Origin of the sequence: Streptomyces sp. CA-135486, assembly GCF_050936555.1 — a bacterium.
Lineage (GTDB): Bacteria > Actinomycetota > Actinomycetes > Streptomycetales > Streptomycetaceae > Streptomyces.
This window is the reverse complement of the sequence record NZ_JBNJMM010000001.1, coordinates 1864813-1890462: the sequence shown is the minus strand read 5'-3', so window position 1 is coordinate 1890462 and position 25650 is coordinate 1864813. Positions and strand designations below refer to the sequence as shown.

At 70.0% G+C, this 25650-nt stretch carries 14 protein-coding genes and 1 pseudogene; 7 read left to right on the top strand and 8 right to left on the bottom strand.

Going from position 1 to position 25650, the window contains the following annotated elements; translation table 11 throughout:
- The first annotated feature begins 163 nt into the window (after positions 1–163).
- On the top strand, positions 164–1720 hold the full coding sequence (locus ACQEVG_RS08530; protein ID WP_432979372.1) for a DUF1996 domain-containing protein: 1557 nt from the start codon (positions 164–166) through the stop codon (positions 1718–1720).
- Between the two features lie 93 nt (positions 1721–1813).
- Here the strand turns inward: ACQEVG_RS08530 and ACQEVG_RS08525 are convergent, their stop codons facing one another.
- Complete coding sequence (locus ACQEVG_RS08525; protein WP_432979369.1) at positions 1814–2311, bottom strand: hypothetical protein; 498 nt, start codon at positions 2309–2311, stop codon at positions 1814–1816.
- Between the two features lie 103 nt (positions 2312–2414).
- On the opposite strand from ACQEVG_RS08525, the gene ACQEVG_RS08520 reads away from it, so the two are divergent.
- The 5 genes from ACQEVG_RS08520 (at position 2415) to ACQEVG_RS08500 (ending at position 9991) form a co-directional block, all read left to right on the top strand.
- A complete protein-coding gene (locus tag ACQEVG_RS08520) occupies positions 2415–5507 on the top strand; it encodes an alpha-N-acetylglucosaminidase (protein ID WP_432979366.1) in 3093 nt (1030 codons plus the stop codon).
- A gap of 95 nt (positions 5508–5602) precedes the next feature.
- Complete coding sequence (locus tag ACQEVG_RS08515) at positions 5603–6397, top strand: tyrosine-protein phosphatase (RefSeq protein WP_432979363.1); 795 nt, start codon at positions 5603–5605, stop codon at positions 6395–6397.
- Positions 6398–6578: 181 nt separating this feature from the next.
- Positions 6579–8531 carry a hypothetical protein gene (locus tag ACQEVG_RS08510; protein WP_432979360.1) on the top strand — a complete coding sequence of 651 codons (1953 nt, stop codon included), beginning with the start codon at positions 6579–6581 and terminating at the stop codon, positions 8529–8531.
- A gap of 151 nt (positions 8532–8682) precedes the next feature.
- Positions 8683–9411: a TetR/AcrR family transcriptional regulator gene (locus ACQEVG_RS08505; RefSeq protein WP_432979357.1), complete on the top strand. Its 729-nt coding sequence runs from the start codon at positions 8683–8685 to the stop codon at positions 9409–9411.
- Between the two features lie 70 nt (positions 9412–9481).
- A complete protein-coding gene (locus ACQEVG_RS08500; protein ID WP_432979354.1) occupies positions 9482–9991 on the top strand; it encodes an N-acetyltransferase family protein in 510 nt (169 codons plus the stop codon).
- Between the two features lie 64 nt (positions 9992–10055).
- Here ACQEVG_RS08500 and pulA read toward each other — a convergent pair whose 3' ends face one another.
- The 7 genes and pseudogenes from pulA to ACQEVG_RS08465 all read right to left on the bottom strand — a co-directional run bounded on the left by pulA (position 10056) and on the right by ACQEVG_RS08465 (position 23627).
- Complete coding sequence (gene pulA, locus ACQEVG_RS08495) at positions 10056–15362, bottom strand: pullulanase-type alpha-1,6-glucosidase (RefSeq protein ID WP_432979351.1); 5307 nt, start codon at positions 15360–15362, stop codon at positions 10056–10058.
- A gap of 311 nt (positions 15363–15673) precedes the next feature.
- Positions 15674–17053 (bottom strand): annotated as a pseudogene (locus ACQEVG_RS08490) (alpha-amylase); the annotation flags it as partial.
- A gap of 349 nt (positions 17054–17402) precedes the next feature.
- A complete protein-coding gene (locus ACQEVG_RS08485) occupies positions 17403–18473 on the bottom strand; it encodes a LacI family DNA-binding transcriptional regulator (protein WP_432979348.1) in 1071 nt (356 codons plus the stop codon).
- Positions 18458–20125, bottom strand: coding sequence for a glycoside hydrolase family 13 protein (locus ACQEVG_RS08480; RefSeq protein ID WP_432979345.1), 1668 nt, complete (start codon positions 20123–20125; stop codon positions 18458–18460). The genes ACQEVG_RS08485 and ACQEVG_RS08480 overlap by 16 nt, the downstream gene beginning before the upstream one ends.
- Before the next feature lie 95 nt (positions 20126–20220).
- Entirely contained in the window at positions 20221–21147 is a 927-nt protein-coding gene (locus ACQEVG_RS08475; protein ID WP_432979342.1) for a sugar ABC transporter permease, read from the bottom strand.
- Positions 21148–21209: 62 nt separating this feature from the next.
- Positions 21210–22208 (bottom strand): carbohydrate ABC transporter permease, encoded by a 999-nt coding sequence (locus ACQEVG_RS08470; protein ID WP_432979339.1) that lies wholly within the window; start codon positions 22206–22208, stop codon positions 21210–21212.
- A 147-nt stretch (positions 22209–22355) separates the two neighbouring features.
- Positions 22356–23627, bottom strand: coding sequence for an extracellular solute-binding protein (locus ACQEVG_RS08465; RefSeq protein ID WP_432979336.1), 1272 nt, complete (start codon positions 23625–23627; stop codon positions 22356–22358).
- A 366-nt stretch (positions 23628–23993) separates the two neighbouring features.
- Here ACQEVG_RS08465 and ACQEVG_RS08460 point away from each other — a divergent pair, with 366 nt between their 5' ends.
- Entirely contained in the window at positions 23994–25631 is a 1638-nt protein-coding gene (locus tag ACQEVG_RS08460; RefSeq protein WP_432979333.1) for a glycoside hydrolase family 13 protein, read from the top strand.
- Positions 25632–25650 lie beyond the last annotated feature (19 nt).

The window sequence follows — 25650 nt, the reverse complement described above, 5'->3', positions numbered from 1 at the left end:
CTTCGGCGCAATGCGCCGGGTTTGCTGATGGAGATTTCTACGAATTCCCATGTCTGCCGCACTCCGCTTGAACACCACATGAGCCACACCCGTATGGAACGACGCGCTTCTCCCTCTGCCGGGATCCCCCAAACCCACCCCGGCAACGAAGCAGAGGAGTTCCATGGGACGCACAAGAAAACGCTCGACGCTGGCGAACCGGGCGATCATCGCCTCGGCCGCATTGATCCTGGGCGGGGGTGGGCTGGCTGCGGTCAATGTGTATGCATCCGCGAGTGAAGGCTGGTCCTGGTCCGGTCAGCAGAACGAGCAGGCGCAGACGAAGCAGGCCGGGCAAGAGGTGTCCACCATCGACTGCCCCGAGGTCGCGAACGAACTCCCGGAAGTGCCACCCCAGGCACGCCAGGAGGTCGACGGTGAGCTGGCAAAAATCGACAGCCAGATCACCGATGCATACAAGAGGTTCGCCGACCAGAAGCAGAAGGTCGAAAGCGATCCTCAATTCGCCAAGAACGCCATCCTGAATCCCCTCAGGGACAAGCGGCGCGCGAGCATCGACCGGATTGCCAACGCGATCGGCCGGAACGGCCAGCAACCGCAGGGCATGGACGACCTCGCCGAATGCGCGCTGCAGGCCGACGACCAGGCCGACGGTCAGAACAACGACGGCCAGAACAACGACGGCGGTCAGGACGACGGCGCCGGGCAGGGCGACAACAACCAGGGCCAGGACGGTGGTCAAAATGGTGACCAGAATGGCGGTCAGGACGACGGTCAAGGCGATGACCAGGGCAATGGCGATGGTCAGGGCAACGATCAAGGAGGTCAGGGCGGCAACGGACCCGAGGCAGCCGACTTCGTAGACATCCAGTCCGTCCAGCCGAACGTCCAGCAGCCCCAGCAGCAGCAGGGCGGCTCCAACGGTAAGTTCGTCACCAAATGCGGCACGAACGAGAACGGCAAGTTCAATCCGGACAATGTCATCGTCGCCCCTGGTGTGAGCAATGGCGCGCACCATATGCATGACTACGTCGGCAACCAGGCAAATGACGCCTTCGCCAGCGACGACGATCTCGCGAACGGCCAGACCAGCTGCGCCAATCAGGGTGACAAGTCCACGTACTACTGGCCGGTGCTGCGACTGCAGAACGGGCAGGACGAGAACGACGCCCAGGCGGACGGCGGCGGCAAGGACAAGAACGTCGGAGAGATCCAGACTCCGTCGCAGGTCACGCTGAATTTCGTGGGCAACCCGGTCAGCAAGGTGACCGCCATGCCGAAGTTCCTGCGCATCATCACCGGTGATGCCAAGGCATTCACCAACGGTGACGCGAACGCCAATGCCTCCTGGAGCTGCACCGGTTTCGAGGACCGCCAGCTGAAGGACAAGTACCCGATCTGCCCCGAGGGCAGCCAGGTGGTGCGGAGCTTCAAGTTCCAGAGCTGCTGGGACGGCCAGAACACCGACAGTGCGAATCACCGCACCCATGTGGCCTTCGCGGACGGCAATGGCAACTGCGGCAATGGATTCAAGGCGATTCCGCAGCTGGTGCAGCGGATCGTGTATGACGTCCCGCCGGGTCCGGGCTTTGCTGTCGACTCCTTCCCCGAGCAGCTGCACAAGCCGATCACCGACCACGGTGACTTCATCAACGTCTTCGACGAGAACCTGATGAACAAGGTGGTGAACTGCATCAACACCGGGAAAAAGTGCCAGTGACGCAGTGACCTGACCTGACAGAAGCGGCCGGATCGGCCCCCCCCGAACGGGGGGGCCGATCCGGCGTTTCGGCCCCCCGTCCAGTGCGCGCGGTCAGCTCCCGTGGTTCCCCGAGTGGCCCGAGCCCGTGTGGCCCGAGTGGCTGTCCCCGCTGCCGCCCGTGTGACCCGAGTGGTCCGCGCCCGTCTCGACCGTGCCGCCGAGCCGGCTGCGCACCGCCGTCACCACCTCGGCGTCGCCGACCACGACCCACTTGCGGCCGACCAGATACGAGCCGCCGTAGTCATTGGCCGTATTGATCCATTCGCGCTGGCCCCGGTCGGTGGCGAAGGTGGCCAGCACATACTTGCCGTCGCCCGTGGTGCAGTTGGCCTGCCGCAGCTCGTCCGCATCCGTCTGGATGTTCGGTTTGCACTCGGCCTTCTCGGCCAGCTGCTCCAGAGTGCCGGTAGCCGTCTTCGGGGCCTTGTCGTCCCCGCCACGCCCATCGCCGTCGTCGCCCGCTCCGCAGGCGGCGGCAAGGGCCAGCGTGAGAACTGTCAGTGCTGCGCGGGCTGTACGCCTCGCGCCCTTGTTCGTACTCGTCCGCATCCGGCCATCGTGCCTTGTTACCCGCCTTTCGCGCGAGAGAACTCCCGGTAACCTGCGGCTCCGCACACACCGGTTGTCACGTGAGCAACACGGAGGAGCGCTGATGATCAAGCTGACGAGACGTACCGTACTGGGCACCGCGGGAGCGATCGGCGTGGGTGCGGCACTCGCCGGACACACCCCCGCAGCCGCCACCCCCGCCCCCGCTTCCACCCCCGCCCCCGCGACCGCGTTCAGCACGGCGCCCGCCCAGCAGGCACTTGAGCGGCTGCTGCCCCGGCACGCCGGGCAGTTCCGGCTGCAGGCCCTGGAGGGCCCCGAGCGCTTCCGGGTCACCGGCTCGGGGGGCCGTATCGAGGTCGCGGGCACCAGCCCCGCCGTACTCCTCACCGGAGTGCACTGGTACCTCAAATACGTCTGCCGGGCGCACATCTCGTGGTCGGGCAGCCAACTGGACCTGCCGGGTCGGCTGCCCGCGCCCCGCGAGGCGCTCGAGCGGTCCGCGACCGTCCCGCACCGGTTCGCGTACAACGACACGCACGACGGCTACACCGCCCCGTACGCCGACTGGGCCCGCTGGGAGCGACTGCTCGACGTCCTCGCCCTGCACGGCTGCAACGAGGTCCTGGTCACGCCCGGCCAGGAGGCCGTCTACCACCGGCTCCTGATGGACTTCGGATACTCCGACACCGAGGCGCGGACCTGGCTGCCCGCGCCGTCGCACCAGCCGTGGTGGCTGCTGCAGAACATGAGCGAGTACGGCGGGCCGCTCTCCCCCGAGCTCATCGAAAGGCGCACGGACCTCGGCAGCCGGATCGCCGACCGGATGCGCGAGCTCGGAATGCACCCGGTCCTGCCCGGCTACTTCGGTACGGTCCCGGACGGCTTCGTCGCCCGTAATCCCGGCGCCCGCGTCATCCCCCAGGGCATCTGGAACGGGCTGCGCCGGCCCGACTGGCTCGACCCCCGCACCCCGAACTTCTCGGACGTCGCCGCCGCCTTCTACCGGCATCAGCAGGAACTGTTCGGCGAGGTGAACCACTTCAAGATGGACCTGCTGCACGAGGGCGGCACCGCCGGGGACGTCCCGGTGGCGGCTGCCGCCCGCGCGGTGGAGACGTCGCTGCAGACCGCGCGACCCGGCGCCACCTGGGTGATCCTCGGCTGGCAGGCCAACCCGCGGGCCGCACTGCTCGACGCCATCGACACCGACCGGGTGCTCATCGTCGACGGCCTGTCCGACCTGGACACGGTCACCGACCGCGAGGCGTCGTGGGGCGGGGCTCCGTACGCCTTCGGCACCATCCCGAACTTCGGCGGGCGTACGTACCTCGGGGCGAATACCGACCGGTGGACCGCCAAGTTCACCGCCTGGCGCGACAAGCCGGGCAGCGCGCTGGCGGGCACCGCGTACATGCCGGAGGCCGCCGAGCGGGATCCCGCCGCGCTCGAACTGTTCAGCGAGCTCGCCTGGCGCGAGGAGCAGATCGACCGGGACGCCTGGTTCGCCGGCTACGCGGAGATCCGCTACGGCGGCGACGACGGCTCGGCGCGCGCCGCCTTCGCCGCGCTCGCCGCGACCGCGTACCGGCTCACCAGCACGGACGGCCGCCCGTACGACTCGTTGTTCTGCCGCCGCCCCAGCCTGACCTCGTCCATCGGGACCGCCTTCGATCCGGCGGGCTTCGACCGGGCGTTCGCGGCGCTGCTCGGCGTACGGCCCTCGCTGCGGGACAACGACGCCTACCGCCACGATGTGACCGACCTGGCCCGGCAGGCACTCGCCAACCGTTCCCGCACGCTCCAGCTTCCGCTGCGCGCGGCGCATCTCCACAAGGATGTGGACACCTTCCGCGCCCTGTCCGCGCTCTGGCTGAAGCTGATGCGGCTGAGCGACACGATGGCCGGCTGCCACCGCGCCTTCCTGCTCGGCCCCTGGCTGGAGGACGCCAAGCGGCTGGCCACCAGCGCGGAGGAGGCGGTGGAGCTGGAGCGCACCGCGCGGGTGCTGATCACCACCTGGGCCGACCGGGCCGCGGCCAACGAGCTCAGCAATTACGCCAACCGCGACTGGCACGGGCTGATCAGCGATGTCCATGTGCCGGAGTGGGAGGCGTATCTGGAGGAACAGGCCGCCGCGATGGCCGAGGGCCGCGCTCCCAAGTCCTTCGACTGGTACCCGGCGGAGGAGGCGTGGACGAAGGACCGGCGCGCCTATCCGGTACGGGCGACGGGGGACGCGTACCGAACGGCCAGGCGCGTGCACGACACCCTCGCGGCCGCCCCCTACCAGGGGTTCACCGACCTCACCGTGGACCCGCCGGCCTTCACGCCCGGCAGCACCGGCACCGTCACGGCCGCCTTCCGCAATCTGAACGGGCTGCGTTCCACCGGCCGCGTCGACTTCGCCCTGGCAGGGCCGGCCGCCGAGCCGCTGGGCGAGACCTTTCTCAGGAGCGTCCCGGCGGGCGGCACCGGTGCGGTCGGCTGGCGGGTGACCGCGCCGGCCGCCCCTCTCACCGAGCCACTGGTCCCGATGCCGTACGAACTGCTCACCCGGTACGGGCCGCGCGGCGAGGACCGGGTGCCCGTGACCCAGCAGGGCTCGCTCTGGATGGCGTCGCCGCTGGAGCCCGGGTGGCACACCTTCACCAGCAACAGGTCGGTCTTCGGGCAGCTCGGCGACCGCCTCGCGATCAACGGCGCGGGCGACGACCTGTGGCGCGGCACCACCCACTTCGGCACCGCCTACCGGGAAGGCGCGCTCACCGCGGGCGCGAGCGTCGTGGTGCGGGTGGACTCCCAGGAGAACACGAGCAGTTGGGCCCGCGCGGGCATCGTCGTACGCAACAGCCTGGCCCGGCCCGGCGACGGCGGATTCCTGAATCTGGCCGCGACACCCGGCCAGGGCATCGCGCTGTCGTACGACACGAACGGTGACGGCACGCTGGACACCTACCGGCGCATCACCGGCGTCAAGGCCCCGGTGCTGCTGCGGCTGACCCGCAATGCCGGGACGTCCTTCACGGGCGCCTGCTCGACGGACGGCGGCGCGAACTGGCGCACGGTCGCCACCGTCTCGGTGCCGGGGACCGCCGCGGCCCAGGACGCCGGGCTGTTCATGAGCGCCGCCAACGGCGGCAGCGGGGCCCGGGGCACGGTGCGGTTCAGCGGCTGGTCGATCGCGGCCGCGTGACCTCGCGGGGGTCGCGGCCCGTGGTTCACGTTCGGCATGAAATAGGTTGCTTCGGTAGATAACAACCATGTGCCGAGCCAGGGAGCCGCCCCGCCATGACCGCGATCCCCGCCACCACCGTCGCCAATCTCCGCGACCTCGGCGGCACTCCCCTGCCCGCCCGTCGTTCCGTACGACCGGGTCTGCTCTTCCGCTCCGGGCAGCTCGACCGGCTCGACCCCGTCGCCGATCCGGCCGTCGCCGCGCTCGGCATCCGTACGGTCGTCGACTTCCGCACCGCGGCCGAGCGCCGGGACCGCCCCGACCATGTTCCGGCGGGCGGCCGGCTGCTGCTCGCCGATGTGCTCGCGGACCAGGTGGCCGCGGGCCGGATGCCGCCCGCCGCGCAGCTGAGGCGGGTGCTGGCCGATCCGGTGCTCGCCGAGCGGGAGTTGGGTGGCGGCCGGGCGCAGACGATGTTCGCCGACACCTACCGCTCCTTCGTCACCACCGAATCTGCGCGCGCCGCCTACGGCGCCTTTCTGGGCGAGGTCGCCGACCCCGAGTCGGGCCCGCTGCTCTTCCACTGCACGGCGGGCAAGGACCGCACCGGCTGGGCGGCGACGATCGTCCTCTCCCTGCTCGGCGCGGATCCGGAGACCGTCGAGGCGGAGTATCTCGCCGTCAATCCGGGGGTACGACGAGCCTTCGCGCCGCTTGTCGAGGGCTTCACGGCGCAGGGTGGCGACCCCGAGACCGCCCTCGCGGTCATCGGTGTGCTGCCGGGGTATCTGGCGGCGGCACTGGACGAGGTCGACGCCCGCTACGGCACGATGGAGAAGTACGTCTGCGAGGGGCTGGGGGTGGCGGTGGCGGCGATCGAGCGCATCCACGAGCGGCTGACGGGCTGAGCGGATGGGCAGGGCTGCCGGGTCGAGCCGATGAGCCGGGCCGACGGTCCGGGCCGATGGGCGAGGCCGACGGTCCGGGCCGCGCGCAGCTCAGCGGCCGATGGCGTCAAGGGCGCGTGCGCCGCGGCCCCGATCGAAGGGCGGCGGGTGACCATAGGACCATTCGCTCGTTCTGCTGAACGTGCGCTCACAGGATGTCGTCTCCACCCCCGCTCCGGCTCCCGCCTCCGCCCCCGTCGCCCTCGAACAGGCCGAGGCCGCCCTCGTCGAGCACTACCCCCGGCTCGTGCGGATCGCCTATCTCGTACTGCCCCCGACCCTCGGCCGCAACCGCCGTGTGCTGACCGCGCACGCACTCGCGCAGCGCTCGCTGCCGCGCGGCCGCACCGCCCCCGCGGGCGCCCGGGACGCCGACTCGGCGATCCCCGGCTCCCGCCGCGGGCAGGGCGACGCGGACCCCGGATACACCTATGTACGGGGGCGGGTGCTCCGCCAGGCCCTGGACGCCGGCCTTCCGCTCAAACGGTTCGCCCGGCCGAAACGCGCCCAGCTCCCGCCGCTGCTGCCTCACGTCTGGGGCCTGCGGGTCTTCCCGCGCTCCGGCGGTGCCGACGAACTCGCCCTGGACCAGCGGCTGTCCGCGCTGTCCGGACCCGCGAGGGCGGCGTATGTGCTGCGCGGCCTGGAAGATCTGTCCGACAGCGAGGTACGCCACGAACTGACCGCCGCCAAAGTGGCGGACCCGCATGCGGCGCTGGCGGAAGCGGGCGATGTGCCGCCGCAGTACGAGCTTCTGGAGTCGCCCGAGTTCGACCCGTGCTCGCTGCAGGCGCGCCCCACCGATCTGATGCGCCGCCGCCAGCACGCCAAGGCGGCCCTGGTGGCGGCCGCGGCGCTCGCGGTGTGCGGCGCGCTGCTCGGACTGCCGGGCGACGGCTGGGGCCCGGACGGCGCGGCCGCGCCGCCGTACGCGCGCAACCCCGCCGCCGAATCGGCCCTCGACCCGGCCACATTGACGCGGATCTCCCCCACGGCCTGGCAGAGCTCGTCCCGTACCGACTTCTCCGTCTGGCCGACCCGCGGCGGTCTCACCCAGGACACCGCCCTGCTGCGCCGCGCGCTCGCCGTCTGGGCCAGACCCGGCAGCACGGTCCAGGTCTCCGCCACCCCCGGCACACCACCGGGACCGCCGATGGGCTCGCCCCAGCTGCTGTACGCGGGCGACGTGGACCAGGCCCGTGTGGTGCTCCTCCACGACGGGCTGCGGGTGGTCCGCTATGCCGAGCCGAAGGACGGCACGGGTGGTGTGGCGCTCGACTTCGCACGCACGGACGGCGCGGACGCGACCTCGTCCGCCGCGCTGGTGGCGGGCCGCACCAGCGGCAATGTCCGCTATCTGACCGCGCCCTGGGTGCGCAGGGCCTCCGTACGGGACCTGCTCGACCCGACGGGCGACGCGCGACCGCTGACACGTGACGCGGACGGGCTGACCGGCTCGCTGCCGAGCCCGGCGCAGGCGCGGGACTGCCGGGCCTGGGACGTGCTCGAGCTGCGCGACGGGCCGGCCGACCGGCTGCTCACCGACCTCGGCGAACTCACCCCGGCCAGGCTCACCTCGGGTCCGCCGTCCGCCCCTCGGGACGTCACCGGCCCGGCGGCCCGTGCCTCGTGGGCCCGCACGGCCTGCCTGCTGCCCGGCGTCCGGGCGCACGGGGTGCGCAGCGTCAACTCCTGGCAGTACGCACGCCAGGCCCTTCCCGAGTCCAACGGCAACGCGGCCTGGCTGTGCACCCGCGCGGAGACCTGGCGGGGCACCGGGAGCCGGGTGATGGCCCAGTTCCAGGCCCCGGCCGCGAAGGCGGGCGCGCCCGCCGCGATCGCGGCACGGGCCGAGGACTCGCCCGCCTGCGGGGTGCGGGACCCGAAGGTGCTGGCGGGCGTGGTGTGGAAGTCGCAGTCGGGCCGGTGGTACGTACTCGCGGCGGGCAGCGAGCAGTTCACCTCGCTGGCCACGTCGGGCGGGGTCGACGGCAACGCGAACGGGCATCTGCTGGCGGTACGGACGAAGGAGGGCGCACAGGCGGAGCTGAACGGGCGCTTGGGGGACGGGAGTCGGGTGGGCGCGTTGCACTGAGCCGTGCCTGGCGGGGCGTTCGGCCGCACCGCGGCCCGGTATGCCGACGCGGGCGTCTCGCGCTGCCGAAGCGGAAGGCTGGTTTTCGCCTGTAGATGGCCTGTGGAGTACCTGTGGAAAGTGCGCGCGGGCCACTCGGTAGGCTGTTCGCATGACGACCGGGGTACGCCGCAGGATGGGCGTCGAGGAGCGCAGGCAGCAGCTGATCGGAGTGGCGCTGGAGCTGTTCAGCCACCGATCCCCCGACGATGTGTCGATAGACGAGATAGCGGTGGCCGCGGGAATCTCGCGGCCGCTCGTCTACCACTACTTCCCCGGCAAGCAGAGCCTGTACGAAGCGGCACTGCGACGAGCGGCCGAGGAGCTGGCCGGCCGGTTCATGGAACCGTCGGAGGGACCGCTCGGGGCGCGGCTGCTGCGGGTCATGGGCCGGTTCTTCGACTTCGTGGACCACCACGGGCCCGGGTTCTCCGCGCTGATGCGCGGCGGTCCCGCGGTCGGCTCCTCGACGACGAACGCGATGATCGACCAGGTCCGGCAGGCCGCGTACGAGCAGATCCTGGCCCATCTGCGGATCGAGACCCCGCCCGCGCGGCTGGAGTTGGTCGTCCGTTCCTGGGTGTCGCTCGCCGAGTCGACGGCGCTGATCTGGCTGGACGGGCGGCGGGTGCCGCGCGCAGAGCTGGAGTTGCAGCTGGTGCACGACTTCGCGGCGCTGTGCGCGGTGAGTGCCGCGTACGACGAGGAGATGGCGGGCGTGCTGCTGCACATCCTGGCGGACGAGCCGGCCGAGGGACCGTTCGGCGATCTGGCCGACCGGCTCATGTCGTTGGCGCCGGTACTGTCGCAGGTGCCCGTTCAGCGCTTGCGGCACGGGTGACCGGCGGGTACCGGGTGGTTGTGGGACCCACCCGTGCGCGCGTCTCCATGACCCCGTCAATAATGCCGGAATGAAGATCACCTGTCGGCTCGCCGCCCATTCCGACGCGGAAACCCTGGTCGCCCTCTTCGACGGGGCCGCCCGCTGGATGCAGCTCAACGGCATCGCGCAGTGGAAGCCCGGCGACAAGGACGCCGACCACTTCCGGCACTGGATCAAGGAGGGGGAGGTCTGGATCGCCGAGACCGGGGAGGGCGAGGCCCTGGGGGCGTACGAACTGTGGTGGGAGGACCAGCCGGCGTGGGGGATCCAGCCTCCCGTGGCGGGGTATGTGCACCGCCTCATGATCGACCGGGACACCGCCCCGGAAGGCTTCGGCCGACTGCTGCTCGCGCATGCCGAGCAGCGGATCGCCGACACCGGGCGGGAGTTCGTACGGCTCGACTGTCTGTCGAACAATCCCGCGCTGCGGACCTACTACGAGGCCGCCGGCTACCGCGTCGTCGGCGAGGAGCCCGGCAAGGTGGCCAAGGACGGCAGCCGCTACGGAGTCGTCCTGCTGGAGAAGCCCGTCAATTGAAGCCCGGCCAAGGCTTGCGGGGCGGCCCGATCCGCACTCGGCCCGCCCCGCCAACTCGCCCGGATCAGCCTCGGGCGAAGACGCCGACGGTACGCGCCGGCACGGTGAAGCCGCCTGAACTCCCGTCATACGAAGCCGACTTGACGGCAGAGTCCGCGCCGGCCGCCTGGACGGGATGCAGGCCGTACGCCTTCCCGGCGAGCGCCGGGATCTTCTGCGTCTGCTGCTCCGGGGTCGCGTTGAAGACCACCACCAGGTCGCCGAGGGCCATGGTGATCACGCCCGGGGTCTCGTCCTTGCCCGAGAGCGGGAAGGAGACCGTGGACTGCACCTCGCCCGCGGACGCCAGGCTGAAGGCATTCTCGGTGCTGCGGATGGTGAGCAGGTCCCGGTACGCGGCCGAGGCGCCGTCGATCTGTCCACATCCCACCGCGAGCGACGTGGCGGTCAACAGCGGCTTGGCGAACGGCCACTTGGCCTTGTTGTCGGCCTCCGGCGGCAGCCCACGCCCGAAGCCGTTGCCGTCCCGGCAGTCCCAGTGGATCGCGTTGAACCAGTCTCCGCTGTCGTAGGAATTGCGGTCCAGCGACTTGGAGCGCAGCAGATCCGAACCGGCCTGGGAGAGCGCGGGCCCCTGGGAGAGCGTCGCGGTCGCCATCGCGAGCACCTGCATCCGCGCCCGGTCCGCCGGTGAGGTGGAAACGGGCAGTTTGAAGGCGAGGGCGTCGTACAGGGACTCGTTGTCGTGGGCGTCCGCGTAGGCGAGCGCGTCGCCGGGGACGGCCGCGTACCCGGCGGGGGCGCCGTTGTAGTCGACCTCGGAGCCCTTGACGGTGCGGCCGGAGCTGTCGGTGAAGGTGTACGCGGCGAGATTGCCGGTGAGACCGACCTTGATCAGGTCCTGGTAGTGCAGGAGGCGGGCCTTCTGCTCGGCGGGAGTGCCGTTCGCCGCGGCGGAATTGGGGTCGGTGAACAGGCCTGAGGCGAAGCCCTGGATGCCGGGGTCGGCATCGAAGGGGCCGCCGCCGCGGACCGCGTCACGGGCCCGGTCGGAGAAGGTCGCAATGCCCGTCCCGGCCATGTTCTGCTGGGTTGCCTGGACGAACCGGGCGTCGTCCGCGATCTCGCCGAAGTTCCAGCCCTCCCCGTACAGGATGATCTTCTTGCCGTCGACGCCGTCGCGCTGAGGGGTCAGGGAGTCGAGAGCCCCCCGGACCGCGAGGATGTTGGCCTTCGGGTGGTGGCCCATCAGGTCGAAGCGGAAGCCGTCGACCTTGTACTCCTTCGCCCAGGTGACGACCGAGTCGACGACGAGCTTGCCCATCATGGCGTGCTCGGGGGCGGTGTTCGCGCAGCAGGTGGAGGTGGCGACGGTGCCGTCCGCGAGCAGCCGCTGGTAGTAGCCGGGCACGATCCTGTCGAGTACGGACGTGTCGGCCTGCCCGCTCGCCACGGTGTGGTTGTAGACGACGTCCATGACGGTGCGCAGGCCACTGGAGTTCAGGCCCTGGACCATCTGCCGGAACTCGACCGTGCGCCTGGTGCCTTCGGGGTCGGAGGCGTACGAGCCCTCGGGGACGGTGTAGTGCAGCGGGTCATAGCCCCAGTTGTAGGCGTCCTTGGCGGCGGCCTCGGCGATGCACGCCTGCTGCTCGTCGGAGTCGGGCGCGTACACCAACAGGTCGCAGGCGGGCGAGGCCTGGTCGGACTTCCTCTCGGGGATGGTGCCGATGTCGAAGACCGGCAGCAGATGGACGTACGAGGTACCGGACGCGGCGAGCGACGCGAGGTGCTTCATACCGGCCGAATCGCGGTCGGTGAAGGCGAGGTACTGACCCGGGTGCTTCGACGTCCGGTCCGCGACCGAGAAGTCGCGGATGTGCAGCTCCTGGATCTGCGCGTCGCGCAGCGGGGTTGCGGCCGGCTTCTTCAGGGTCGCCCAGCCGGCCGGGGCGAGCTTCGGGTCGGCCAGGTCGACGACCAGACTGCGTGCCGAATCGGTGGTCAGGGCGGTGGAGTACGGGTCGGTGACCTTGTTGGTGACGATCTTCTGGACGCTGGGCGCCCAGACCTTCACCGCGTAGCGGTACGGCTTGCCCGCCCAGCTTTGCGGCCCGGTGACCGACCAGACGCCGGTCGCCTCGTTCCGCCGCATCGGGACCGTCCTCCCGTCGAGTTCGAGGGAGACGGAGTGTGCTGTGGGGGCCCACAGGGAGAGGATGGGACGGCCGCGGTCGAAGACCGGCCCGAGCTTCGCGCTCGTCGCGTCGTACAGGTCGTCGAGGACACCCGGGATCTGTACACCGGTGGCGGCGAGCAGTGCGCCGTTCGCCGCCCGCTGGGTCGCGATCAGCTGGCCGCGCAGCGCGCCGCGCACCCGGTCCCGGTCGCGGGCGTCGACGGTGAAGGCCGGATAGTCCGCCAGGTGCGGATACTTGGCCTTCTGGGCCTCGGTGAGCGCGGCGGGGGTGAGCCGCAGCCACTGCCCTTCGTCGCTCAGCGCGCCGTCGACGACGGAGATCCCGGCGTCCTTCGCGTACACCAGCTGCTGGCTGGTCGCACCGGTCGTCTTCACCTTCCAGACGACGGTGTCCCGGTCGATCCACTGGGCCTCGGCCTTGGTGAGGTCGAGCGAGGGCGCGCCGCCGGTCTGCGGCAGCAGATACTTCGGCACTCCGGCCAGCAGCCAGACCTCGTTCGTGTACGTCGCGAGGTCCAGGGACTGATCGCTCGGCAGGTCCTTCTGGTCGCCCTTGTGGACGATATAGCTGAGCGAGGTCGCGCCGGGCGCGAGCGGCACCTCGAAGGTGACTCCGTACGCGTCCTTCTTCACCGGCTGGAGCGGCTTGGACCAGTCGGTCGGGTCCTTGGCGCCGGTCCAGGTGTGCAGACCCCAGCCGTCGTAGTCGCCGTCCGCCCGGTGGTAGTGGAGGACGGCCTTGCTCTTGTCCTGCGGCGGGTAGGCGCCGTCGGGCGCGGTGTCGCTCTGGCCGTCCTTGCCCTGGGAGATCCAGACCTCGCCGGTGCGGGCGAGGGTGACGCTTCGCTGCGGGCCGTCAGCGGTGCCGTTCTTCTCGACGGTGTACGGGACGGTCGCGGCGCCTTCGGGAACCTTGACCCAGGCGAACGCGCCGTACGCGTCACGGCCGGTGAAGGCCGTCTGCTGGTCGCCGGTCTTCAGCTGCCAGCCGTCGTAGTCGCCGCCCGGGCGCTGGTAGTGGACCACCGCGTAGTCGCGCTCGACGGCCACCGGCTTCTCGGGCGGCGGGGCCTGACCGGCGGTCGTCGATGCGAGGGCGCTTGCGGTGCGGCCCGCGCTGTCCACCACGACCGCCTTGTAGCGCAGGGGCGTTCCGGCCTTCACCTTCGGGTCGATGTACTGGGTGACGCGGTAGGGGGCGTGGTCGGACGAGCCGAGCGTGCGCCATCTGCCGTTGCCCGTCTGGGCGGCGAAGACGACACGGTTCAGCCCGCCGCCGGCCACGTCCGCGTTGATCTCGACGGTGCCGGTGGCGCCGGCGGCCGGGGCCTTGAGGCCGATCGTGGGCTTGACGGCGGGCTCGGGCAGCGGCGCGGTGGCCCGGAGCACGAGCGAGGAGAGCGCCGGGACGGTGACGGTGACCTTCCCGTCGGTGGCGCGGATCGTGCCCGAACCGCCGTAGAGCGTACGGAAGTCGGTGGCATCGGCCGGGATCGACACCTTCTTCGCGGTGTCGGCGTTGTTGACGGCGACGACGTATTCGATGCGGGCCTTCGGGTCCGTACGGGAGAACGCGTACACGGAGTCGGCCGAGTACCGCGGCGTCTGGACGCCGTCGCGCAGCGCCGGGTGCCGCCTGGTGAGCCGGGACAGCTGAGCGATGCCCTTGTAGAGGGGGTGCTGTGTGTCGTACGCATCGGATGCGTGCGTGCGGTCCGTGCCGAGCTGGTCGTCGTCGAGGTAGTCGGCGGTCCTGGAGGCGAACAGGCTCTGGCGGGCGTCCTTGTCGCCGCCGGCGCCGGTGAAGCCCTGCTCGTCGCCGTAGTAGATCACCGGGTTGCCCCGGGAGAGGAACATCAGCTCATTGGCGAGCCGGGCCCGCTCGACCAGTTCGGCGTCGTCGGCCTTGGGGTTGTCCTGCTTGAGGAAGCTGCCGATGCGGCCCATGTCGTGATTGCCGAGGAACGTCACCTGCTCATAGGCGTTGGCCTTGTCGCTGGTGTAGCGGTAGTCGTCGGCAAAGACGCCTGCGAGCCCTGCGGCGGACGCGCCCTGCGAGGCGTAGGCCCGGGCCGCGCCCTGGAAGGGGAAGTCGAGGGTGGCATCCAGCCGGCCGCGCGTGACATACGGCGAGGTGATGGCCGGGTCCCCGGCGAAGACCTCGCCGAACATGAAGAAGTCGTCGCGGCCGTGCTGAGCGGCGTACGCGTCGAGGGCGGTGGCCCACTGGGTCCAGAAGTCCATGTCGACATGCTTGACGGTGTCGACGCGGAAGCCGTCGATGTCGAAGTCGCGGACCCACTTCTCGTAGATCTGCTGCATGCCCTTGACGACTTCGGGGCGCTCGGTCCAGAGGTCGTCGAGACTGAAGAAGTCGCCGTACTCGGAGCTCTCACCGGCGAAGGTGGAGTCGCCGCGGTTGTGATACATCGTGGGGTCGTTGAGCCAGGCGGGGACCTTCGGCGCGGTGACCTTGGGCGTGTACGGGAAGGAGTCCGCGTCGACCTTCTTGATGCCGTCGCGGTCGTCGAAGGGACGGCCGTCCTTGTCGAGGTAGGGATAGGCGCCCTTGGGCCGGTATCCGTACGCCTTCTCGGCGTAGTCGACGGTGTCGGCGGTGTGGTTGGTGATGACGTCGAAGAAGACCTTCATGCCCTTGGAGTGGGCCTTGTCGATCAGCTTCGCCAGATCGGCGTTGGTGCCGAAGTGGGGGTCGACCTGGGTGAAGTCGGTGATCCAGTACCCGTGATAGGCGGCGGACGCGTCCTTGCCGGTGCCCTGGACGGGCCTGTTCTTGAAGATCGGCGCCATCCAGATGGCGGTGGTGCCGAGGCCCTTGATGTAGTCGAGCTTCTGGGTGAGCCCCTTGAGGTCGCCGCCCTGGTAGAAGCCCTCGTCGGTGGGGTCGTATCCGGTTTCGAGGCGTGACCCGGTGAGACCGCCGCGGTCGTTTCTGGTGTCGCCGTTCGCGAACCGGTCGGGCAGCACGAAGTAGAACTGCTCCCGCGTCAGATCATGCCGCGCGGGTTCGGCGGCGAGCGCCTTGCCGGAGGGCGGTGCGGGGGGTCTGGGCGCGCCGGCGGCCGGCCCGGCGGATATGAGCGCCGCGAGGAGGGCGGCGACGGTGCCTAGGGCCGTGCCGGCCGCGCTGGCGCGGGGGGTGGGGGTCACCGGTGGGTTCTCCTTAGGTGGGGCGGAGGTGTTGGTGTCGAGAGGCGGGGCGCGGGTGGCCGCTGCGCGGGCGTTCCCCCCACCCCGCCCCTCCCGTAACTGGGGCTTCGCCCCAGACCCCGGAACGCCCTTCGGGCGTGTCCTCAATCGCCGGACGGGCTTGAATTTCCGGCCGTCGAGCTGAAGATTCAGGCCTACCGGCGGAAATCAAGCCCCGCGGGGGTCCCCCCGGACGAAGTCTGGGGGAGATTGAGGCGGGGGGTCCGGGGACGGAGCCCCGGTTCAAAGTCAGGCCGCGGCTAACTCGACCCGCAGCCGCGCGCGTCCACATGCAGCGCCACCGCCGTATTCGCGCCGAGTGTCGCCGTGAACTGGCCCGAGCCGTTCACCGTCACGCCCCTGCCCGACTGCACGTCGCAGTAGCCGCCCGCCGGCAGCGACGTCTGGAAGGTGCGGGTCAGCGACCACGCCTCGTGGTTGATCGCGACGTACGCCTTCGAGCCCCGCCCGAAGGCGATCTGGTCGCCGCCGTTGTCCCACCAGTTCACGACGCCCTGACCGCGCGCCGTGTTCCGGAAGGCCACCATGGACGCGATCTCGCGCCAGGCGTGCTGGCACTTCCAGCCGTCCTGCCAGCACGCGTTCACCGTCCCGCCGTTCGGCGGTCCGGCGTCCTTGTCGGTCCACTCGTAGCCGGAGTGGACGTCCGGCGACCCGTACGGCCACGCCAGCATGAACACATTCGCCAGCGTGTAGTTCGCGCCGTCCTTGTAGTTGAGGGTGTCCCCGCCGCGCTCGGTGTCGTGGTTGTCGACGAAGACCGCCGACTTCCCCGACTCCATGTATGCCCAGCCCTCGCCGTAGTTCTTCAGATACGCGAGGTTCTCGTTGTTGAAGACCCGCTTGAGGTCACGGGCGTACCGGAACTCCTGCACATCCCCCGACCCCAGGTACTCACTCGGCGAGACCGCCTCACCCGCCCCGTAGATCGCCTCCAGCTTCCAGTAGACGCCGGGGTTCGACAGACATGACTTGATGTTGGCGAGGTCGGCGGCCGGCATGTGCTTGGCCGCGTCGATGCGGAAGCCGTCGACGCCGAGCGAGAGAAGGTCGTTCAGATAGGCCGCGATGCGTCCGCGTACGTAGTCCTCACCGGTGTCCAGGTCCGCGAGCTGGACCAGCTCGCAGTTCTGGACGTTCGCCCGGTCCTGGTAGTTGGTGATCTGCGACCGGCAGTCGTCCATGTCGGCGCCGGAGTAGATCCCCGGGTAGCCGTACTTCGTATACGACGAGCCTCCGGTGCCGGTCCCGTCCGCCGACGCCATGTGGTTGATCACCGAGTCGGCGACGACCTTGACGCCCGCCGCGTGACAGGCGCTCACCATGCTGCTGAACGCGGCGCGGTCGCCGAGCCGTCCGGCGATCTTGTAGCTGACGGGCTGGTACGAGGTCCACCACTGGGGGCCCTGGACGTGCTCCTGGGGCGGGGAGACCTGGACATAGCCGTAGCCGGCCGGGCCCAGGGAGTCGGTGCACGCCTTGGCGACCGACGCGAACTTCCACTCGAAAAGGACGGCCGTGACGTCCTTGTCTCCCGGCGGGGCCGCCTGCGCGGGGCCCGCCGGTGCAATCACACTCACCGCCGCGCCCGCCACAAGGGCAAGCGCCGCGGCAAGAGGTCTGCCGGCCATGTTTCCTCCTGCATGGGGGGAGGTGCGGGTGACGGTGCAGCCTTGTCCGGCAACGCGCCGTGCCCGTAAGGCCGTTGATGGTTCCGATGATGTCTGCTGCGCCACTTGACGGTTCTTGCTGCAAGAACGCAGAAAGTTATTGCGGTCGCGACCGTACGAGCCACCCCGGCCCAGGGTCAACCCTTTGGACACACTCTCGTCGCGCCGCAGAAATGTTGCCGTTTCCCAACTGCAAGACCTTTCGCAAGTTTTGCAGTGGTGCTACGTTCAACCATGGCTCCGGGCCGGCCGGTCGGGGGTCCGGCAGGTCCGGGCCCCACGCGCCCGGCCGGCCGGTCCGGTCACGCGCCTACCGGCGTGCCTGCGCGGTGGTGCCGCGGACCACGAGTTCGGGCTGGAACACATACTCCGTGCTCTGTACGGGACTTCCCTGCAGCTCCTCCAGCAGCGCGCCCACCGCCGCGGCCGCCATCGCCTTCACCGGCTGGCGGAGTGTCGTCAGCGGCGGATCCGTGAACGCCACCAGCTGCGAGTCGTCGAACCCGACCACCGAGAGGTCGTACGGCACGTCGAGGCCGCGCTCCCGGGCCGCCCGGATGACGCCGAGGGCCATCATGTCGCTGCCGCAGACGATGGCGGTGCACCCCTTGTCCAGCAAGGCGCCGGCCGCCGCATGGCCGCCCTCGACGCTGAACAGCGAGCGCTGGAGCAGCTGTTCGGCCGCCGCTTCGGTGTAGCCCAGGACGGAGCGGAGGCCGTCGGTGAAGCCCTCGGCCTTGCGGTGGGCCGGCACATAGCGGAGGGGGCCGATCGCGAGGCCGATCCGCTCGTGCCCCAGCTCGGCCAGATGGTGTACGGCCGTCCGCATCGCCGCCCGGTCGTCGCAGGAGACGCACGGCGCGCTGATGTGCTCGCTGTAGCCGTTCATGAGGACGAACGGGACTCCCCGGTCGAGGAGTTCGGCGTACCGGGTGTGATCGGCCGAGGTGTCGGAGTGCTGCCCCGACAGGAAAACGATGCCGTTGACACCGCTCTCCTGGAGCTGTTCGACCAGTTCGTCCTCGGTCGCGCCGCCCGGCAGCTGGGTGCAGAGCACCGGGGTGTAGCCGTGCCCGGCCAGGACCTGCTCGACGGCCTGGGCGAAGGCGGGGAAGATCGGGTTGGTGAGCTCGGGGGTCAGCAGGCCGATGAGGCCCGCGCTGCGCTGCCGCAGCCGTACGGGCCTCTCGTATCCGAGCACGTCGAGCGCCGCGAGCACCCGCTGACGGGTGCCGCTCGCCACTCCCGGTTTGCCGTTCATGACCCGGCTGGCGGTCGCCTCGCTGACCGACGCCTGGGCCGCGATGTCCGCGAGCCGCGGGGCGGCGCCGGACTGGACGGCGCCGACCCGCGACGGGGGAATCGTCACACCGTCCACCACACAGCGCTGTCCGCGGGCAGTTCGGCCTCGCCGTCGGCCGGCTGCACGGCGCCGCTGGCCAGCAGAACACGGCCGGGGGCCGGTATCCGTACGGCCGCGTCCGTCGTGTTGACGGTGCAGACGAAGCCGCCCGGGCGCCGGAGGGCGAGCACGCCCTCGGGTGCGTCCAGCCACTCGACCGCGTCGCCCGCGCCCAGCGCGGGGTGCTCACGGCGGGCCGCGAGGGCGCTGCGGTACAGCTCAAGGGTCGAGTCAGGGTCGCCGGTCTGCGCCTCGACGCTGAGCCCGGCCCAGCTGTCCGGCTGGGGCAGCCAGCTGCCGCCCGCGCCGAAGCCGTACGAAGTTCCCTCGGCGGTCCACGGGATCGGCACCCGGCAGCCGTCGCGGAAGCCGTCCTGGCCCTCGGTGCGGCCGAACGCCGGGTCCTGGCGGACCTCGTCGGGCAGGTCGGTGACGTCGGGAAGGCCGAGCTCCTCGCCCTGGTAGAGGTAGGCGGAGCCGGGCAGCGCCAGCATCAGCAGGGTCGCGGCGCGGGCCCGTCGCAGACCCAGTTCACGGTCGCCGGCCTCGCGGATCTGGGTGCCGGACGCCGGGCCCGCGAAGCGGGTGGCGTGCCGGGTCACATCGTGGTTGGAGAGCACCCAGGTGGCCGGGGCGCCGACGGGCCGCATGGCGTCCAGCGACGCGTCGATGACCCGGCGCAGCTCGGCCGCGTCCCAGTGGGTGCCCAGGTACTGGAAGTTGAAGGCCTGGTGCAGCTCGTCGGGGCGCACATAGTTGGCGGTGCGCTCGACGGTGGGGGTCCATGCCTCGGCCACCGCGATGCGGTCGCCCGGGTACTCGTCCAGGATCGTGCGCCAGGCGCGGTAGATCTCGTGGACACCGTCCTGGTCGAAGAACGGCATGACATCGCTGCCCAGCAGCTTCAGCTGGTCGCTGCCGCCGATGTCGGGCAGACCCGCCGCCTTGACCAGGCCGTGGGCGACGTCGATCCGGAAGCCGTCGACGCCCATGTCGAGCCAGAAGCGCAGGATCGAGCGGAACTCGTCGGCGACGGCCGGGTGTTCCCAGTTGAAGTCGGGCTGCTCGGGGGCGAAGAGATGCAGATACCAGTCGCCCGGGGTGCCGTCCGGGTTACGCGTACGGGTCCAGGCGGGACCCCCGAAGATGGACTCCCAGTCGTTGGGGGGCAGTTCACCGTCGGCGCCCTTGCCGGGACGGAAGTGGTAGCGGTCGCGCAGCGGGGATCCCGGGCCCTCCTTCAGCGCGCGCTTGAACCATTCGTGGGCGTCGGAGGAGTGGTTGGGCACCAGGTCGACGATGATGCGCAGGCCGAGGTCGTGCGCGTCCCGGATCAGCGCGTCGGCGTCGAGGAGCGTGCCGAACATCGGGTCGATGGCCCGGTAGTCGGCGACGTCGTAGCCGGCGTCGGCCTGCGGCGACGCGTAGAAGGGGCTCAGCCACACGGCGTCGACGCCGAGTTCCTTGAGGTACGGCAGTCGGCTGCGGATGCCCGGAAGGTCGCCCATGCCGTCGCCGTTCCCGTCGGCGAAGCTGCGGGGGTACACCTGGTAGATGACGGCGTCTCTCCACCAGTCCGCGGAGACCGCGGGCAGGTCGGCGTGATGGGCGTCAGCCAGGTACTGGGTCATTCGCGATCCCTCTGAGGCTCGGTGCGATTCGGGCGGAACATCAGGCAGCAGGGGCACCCGGCCGGTCAGGCGGCCGGGTGCCCCGGTTCGTGGGGTCAGGATTTGGCGGCGCCGGCGGTGAGGCCGGTGACCAGGTGGCGCTGGACCAGATAGAAGAACAGCGACGCCGGGACGGCGATGAGCACGGAGGTCGCGGCCATCAGGTCCCACTGGGTGTCGTGCTCGCTGATGAAGGTTTTCAGGCCGACGGCGAGGGTGTACTTGTCGTCGCTGAGCATGAACACCGACGCGTAGGCGACCTCGGCCCAGGCGGTGAGGAAGGTGTAGAAAGCGGCCACCGCCAGGCCCGGCCGGGCGAGCGGCAGGATCAGCCGGTAGAAGGTGCCGAACGGGGTGAGTCCGTCGATCCGGCCCGCTTCGTCGATCTCCGCGGGGATGGTGTCGAAGTACCCCTTGAGCAGCCAGGCGCAGTACGGGATCGCCGTGGTGCAGTAGACCAGGATCAGGGCCCAGTAGGTGTCCAGCAGACCCAGGTTGGCCAGGATGTTGTAGAGCGGCACCATGAGGATGGCGACCGGGAACATCTGGGTGACCAGGAAGGTCCACATCAGCTGGCGGTGGCCGGGGAAGCGCATCCGGGAGACCGCGTAGCCGGAGCTGGCGGCGATGAAGACGCCGAGCAGGCAGGTACCGAGCGCGACGATCAGTGAGTTGACGAACCACTGGAGGAACGACGTGTCGTTCAGGACCGTCGTGTAGTTCTCGAAGCTGATCTTGTCGGCGATCTTGCCGGGGTGGAGGAAGTCGGTCTTGTCCGGGCCGAGCGAGATCCAGGCGATCCAGCCGATCGGGAAGGCCGCGACAAAGCTCGCGATGATCAGCACGGTGTGGATCAGCACGGATGCGGAACGGGGACGCTCTCCGCGCTTCAACTGCCGCTTGTCCGCGGGGCGCTTGCGGGGCGGGACGGCGGTGGCCGCTTCGGCCGCTCCCGTGACCGGGAGATCTGCTGTGGTGCTCATGGGGTTGGCTGCCCTCTCTTTCGTCATGGCTGGTGCTGTTGCTCGACGGCCCGGGGCGGCCGTCAGGCGGCCTTCTCGTTGCGGGCCAGCCAGCGCCGGTAGAAGGAGGCGAAGACGATGAGCATCGACAGGATGATGACGCCGTACGCGGCGGAGCCGGCGTAGTCGCGCGGGTCCTGGCCGAAGCCGAGGCGGTACGCCCAGGTGACGAGGATCTGGGCGTCGGTGCCCGAGTTGTTGCCGAACAGCAGGAAGATGACCACGAACTGGTTGAAGGTCCAGATGACGCCGAGCAGGACGACCGTGCTGCTGACCGAGCGCAGGCCGGGCAGCGTCACATACCGGAAGCGCTGCCAGGGGGTCGCGCCGTCCACCTCGGCGGCCTCGTAGAGCTCCTGCGGGATCGACTGCAGTCCGCCGAGGAGAGAGACCATCATGAAGGGGACGCCGACCCAGGTGTTGACCATGATGGCGGCGGTCTTCTGCCAGAACGGATCGCTGAGCCAGGCCGGGGTGGGCAAGTGGGCCCATTCCAGAGCCATGTTGAGGACGCCGCCGTCGTCGGCAAGGATCAGCCGCCAGGCGAAGACGGTGACAAAGGTCGGCACCGCCCACGGCAGGATCAGGACCATCCGGTAGAAGGTGCGGCCGCGCATCTTGCGGTTCAGCAGCAGGGCGAGGCCCAGGCCGATCCCGTAGTGCAGGGTCACACAGACGATCGTCCAGACGATGGTCCAGGTGAAGTGGGGCCAGAACTGGTGGTCACCGCCGGAGAGGATCTCCGTGTAGTTGTCGAAGCCCACCCACGAGAAGCTGTCGGGGATCTTGTTGACGCCGATCGTCCGGCCGACGTTGCTGCTGTCGGCGTCGGTCAGCGACAGATAGATGCCGCGGCCCAGGGGGTAGAGCACCAGCACGCCGATGACCGCGACGACCGGGGCCACCATCGCCCAGGCATACCAATTCCGGTTGTACGACTGCCTGATACGGCTCATCGGCCCGGGGCGCTGCGCATTGCCACGCTGGGTCTTTCGGCTTCCGCCCTCGACGGCGACGGTCATCTTCGACACCTTTACGACAGATTCTTGAGCGGGTGTACGCGGGGCGTGGTGGTACGGACCGCCCCGAACGGGGACGTGGCCGTACCACCACGGGCGGCCGTCCGTCCCGTCCCGGTGCGGGAGCGGTCCGGACGGCCGGTGGGTGCCTTAGGAGAAGTCCTTGAGCAGCTTCTTGTAGGACTCGGCGGTGGTGTCGAGGCCCTTCTGGGTGCTCACCTTGCCCTGCAGGATCGCGGCCAGGTTGGTGCCGAGGTCGGCGAAGAGCGAGCTGTACTCGGGCAGTTCCGGACGGGGCCGGGCGGAGCCGGAGAGGATGCTCTGGAACTCGGCGATGCCCGGGGTGGCCTTGACCTCGGCGGTGTAGGCGGAGGTGCGGGTCGGCAGGGTGCCGTTCTTCAGCGCGATCTTGGCCTGGGTCTCACCCGAGGTCATGAAGCCGACGAACTTCTGGGCCGCGACCTGGTGCGCCTTGTCGGAGCCGGCGTAGACGGAGAGGTTGTGGCCGCCGGTCGGGGCGCCGGCCTTGCCGGTGGAGCCGGCCGGGACGCCCGAGATGCCGAGGTTGGCCTTGTCCTTGAAGGCGGCGCCCTTGTAGATGTTCGTCAGCTCCCACGGGCCCTGGACGATCATCGCGACCTTGCCGGTGTTGAACGCGTCCATCATGTGGGCGTAGGAGTCGGCGGTCACATCGAGCTTGGCGACACCCGGCGAGGCGAGCAGAGCCTTGCTGGCCTCGACGGCCTTGACGGCCTCGGGCGAGTTGACCGTGATCTTCTTCCCGGCGGCGTCGACCATGTCGGTGCCCTCACCGAAGAGGTAGGGCAGCTCGAAGTAGGCGTCGGCGCGGAGCTGGAAGCCGTCGACTCCGGCCTTCTCCTTGACCGCCTTGGAGACCTTCTTGACCTCGTCCCAGGTGGCCGGCGCCTTGTCGAAGCCGGCCTTCTTCAGGATCTCCTTGTTCCACATCAGGCCGAGGGAGTCGGTGACGAAGGGGGCACCGTAGGTCTTGCCCTGGTACTGGGCCTGCTTGAGCAGCGAGGGAGTGATGTCCTCGGTGTTCTTGAGCGCGTCCGTGCCGTCCAGCGGGGCCAGGAACTGCGACTTGGCCCAGGAGGCGGTCCAGCCGACCTCGGCGCGGATGATGTCGGGAGCGCCCTTGCTGCCGGCCGCGGTCTGGAACTTGTTCTGCGCCTGGTCGAACGGGACGTTGACGTACTTGACCTTGATGTCCTTGTTGGCCTTCTCGAACTCGGCGATCATCGCCTTGTACGTCGGCGCCTCGTTCGTCGCGTTGGACGTGTCCCACCAGGTCAGGGTGACCGGACCGGCGGCCTTGTCACCGCTGTCGCCCCCACCGCACGCCGTCGCTGCCAGTGCCAGTGCCGCTACCAGCGCGGTGGCCGCTATGCCACGCCGCATGTGAACTCCTTCAGAGATGCCCGAGATGGCGGAGGCGACCAGGCCCCCTGCCGACCGCTCCCTCGCGGCGCCGGGTTCGGCAGGAACGTAACAAGGATGAAAGAGAGCCGAAAGACCTTGCGGCAATTTTCTGCAAGAGTGGGGGATCGTTACATCCACGTGTCCTGAGGGTTGCCATTGCATCGCTTGACGGTGGCCCACTTGCCCTACTCGGGGCGCCTGGCAGGAGTTTGCAAAGACCTTCGCAAGCCCTTGCAGAGACTGTTATTTTGGTCCTCAGCACACCGTCACTACGGGCCCACACCCACGTTGACCTCGTTAGATGTACGTCCCCCCGCCCCGGACAGTAACGAGAGGGACCCCTTTATGACCCACGAGCTCGCTGCCGCCATCGGTCTTCCGGCTCCCGCGGCAGCCGAAGGGCCGCACCCTGCAAGCTCTTCCACCGAGGGCCCGGGCTGGTGGCGCGATGCCGTCATCTACCAGGTGTATGTGCGCTCCTTCGCCGACAGCGACGGTGACGGCATCGGCGATCTGCGCGGGGCCACCCAGCGTCTGCCGTATCTCGCGGAGCTGGGCATCGACGCCGTCTGGCTCACGCCCTTCTATGCCTCCCCGCAGGCCGACGGCGGCTACGACGTCGCCGACTACCGGGCCGTCGACCCGCTCTTCGGGGATCTCGCCGACGCGGACGAACTCGTACGCACCGCCCACGAGTTGGGCCTGCGGGTGATCGTGGACGTCGTCCCCAACCACACGTCGGACCAGCACCCGTGGTTCCGGGCCGCGCTCGCGGACCATGCCGGAGGAGCGGACCGCGCTCGCTACCACTTCCTGCCCGGCAAGGGCCCGGCCGGCGAGCTGCCACCCAACGACTGGGAGTCGGTCTTCGGCGGCCCCGCCTGGACCCGGACCCCGGACGGTGAGTGGTACCTCCACCTCTTCGCGCCCGAGCAGCCCGACCTCAACTGGGAGAACGAGGAGGTGCACGAGGAGTTCGACTCCGTGCTGCGTTTCTGGCTGGACCTCGGCGTCGACGGCTTCCGTATCGATGTCGCACACGGCATGGTCAAGGCGGCCGGCCTGCCGGACATCGGCCACAAGGAACAGGCCAGGCTGATCGGCGCGCAGACACTGCCCTTCTTCGACCAGGACGGGGTGCACGAGATCCACCGCACCTGGCGCAGGCTCCTCGACTCCTACCCCGGCGACCGGATCGGCGTCGCCGAGGCCTGGGCCCCCGGCCCGGACCGGCTCGCGCTGTACGTACGCCCCGACGAGCTGCACCAGGCCTTCAACTTCCAGTTTCTGCGGTGCCCTTGGGACCCCGGGGCGATGCGCAGCGTGATCGACGAGTCACTGGCCGCCACCGCCTCGGTGGGGGCGCCGACCACCTGGGTGCTCTCCAACCACGACGTGGTCCGCCACACCACCCGCTACGGCGGCGGCCGGCAGGGGCTGCGCCGGGCCCGCGCGGCCGCGCTGCTCATGCTGGCGCTGCCCGGTTCGACGTACATCTACCAGGGCGAGGAGCTCGGACTGCCCGAGGTCACCGACCTGCCGGACGAGGTGCGCCAGGACCCCGCCTTCTTCCGGGCGGCGGGGCAGGACGGCTTCCGCGACGGCTGCCGGGTGCCGATCCCGTGGTCGGGCCAGGAGCCGCCGTACGGCTTCGGCCCCGGAACCAGCTGGCTGCCCCAGCCCCGGATCTGGCGGGAGCTGTCCGTGGCGGCCCAGACCGGCGACCCGTACTCGACGCTCGAGCTCTACCGCTCGGCGCTGGTGCTCCGCCGCGAGCTGCCGGGCGGCCCGATGCGGTGGCTGCCGGGGCCCGAAGGGCTGCTCGCGCTGTCCCGCACGGGCCTGGTCTGCACCCTCAACACCACCGGATCGGAGATCGAACTGCCCCTGCCGGGACAGCTGCTGATCTCCTCCGAAGCCATGGAGCCGGTGGGTGAAACAGCCCGTATTCCCGGTGATTGCTGTGCGTGGTGGGCAATCTGACGTGCGACCGGTAAGGTCC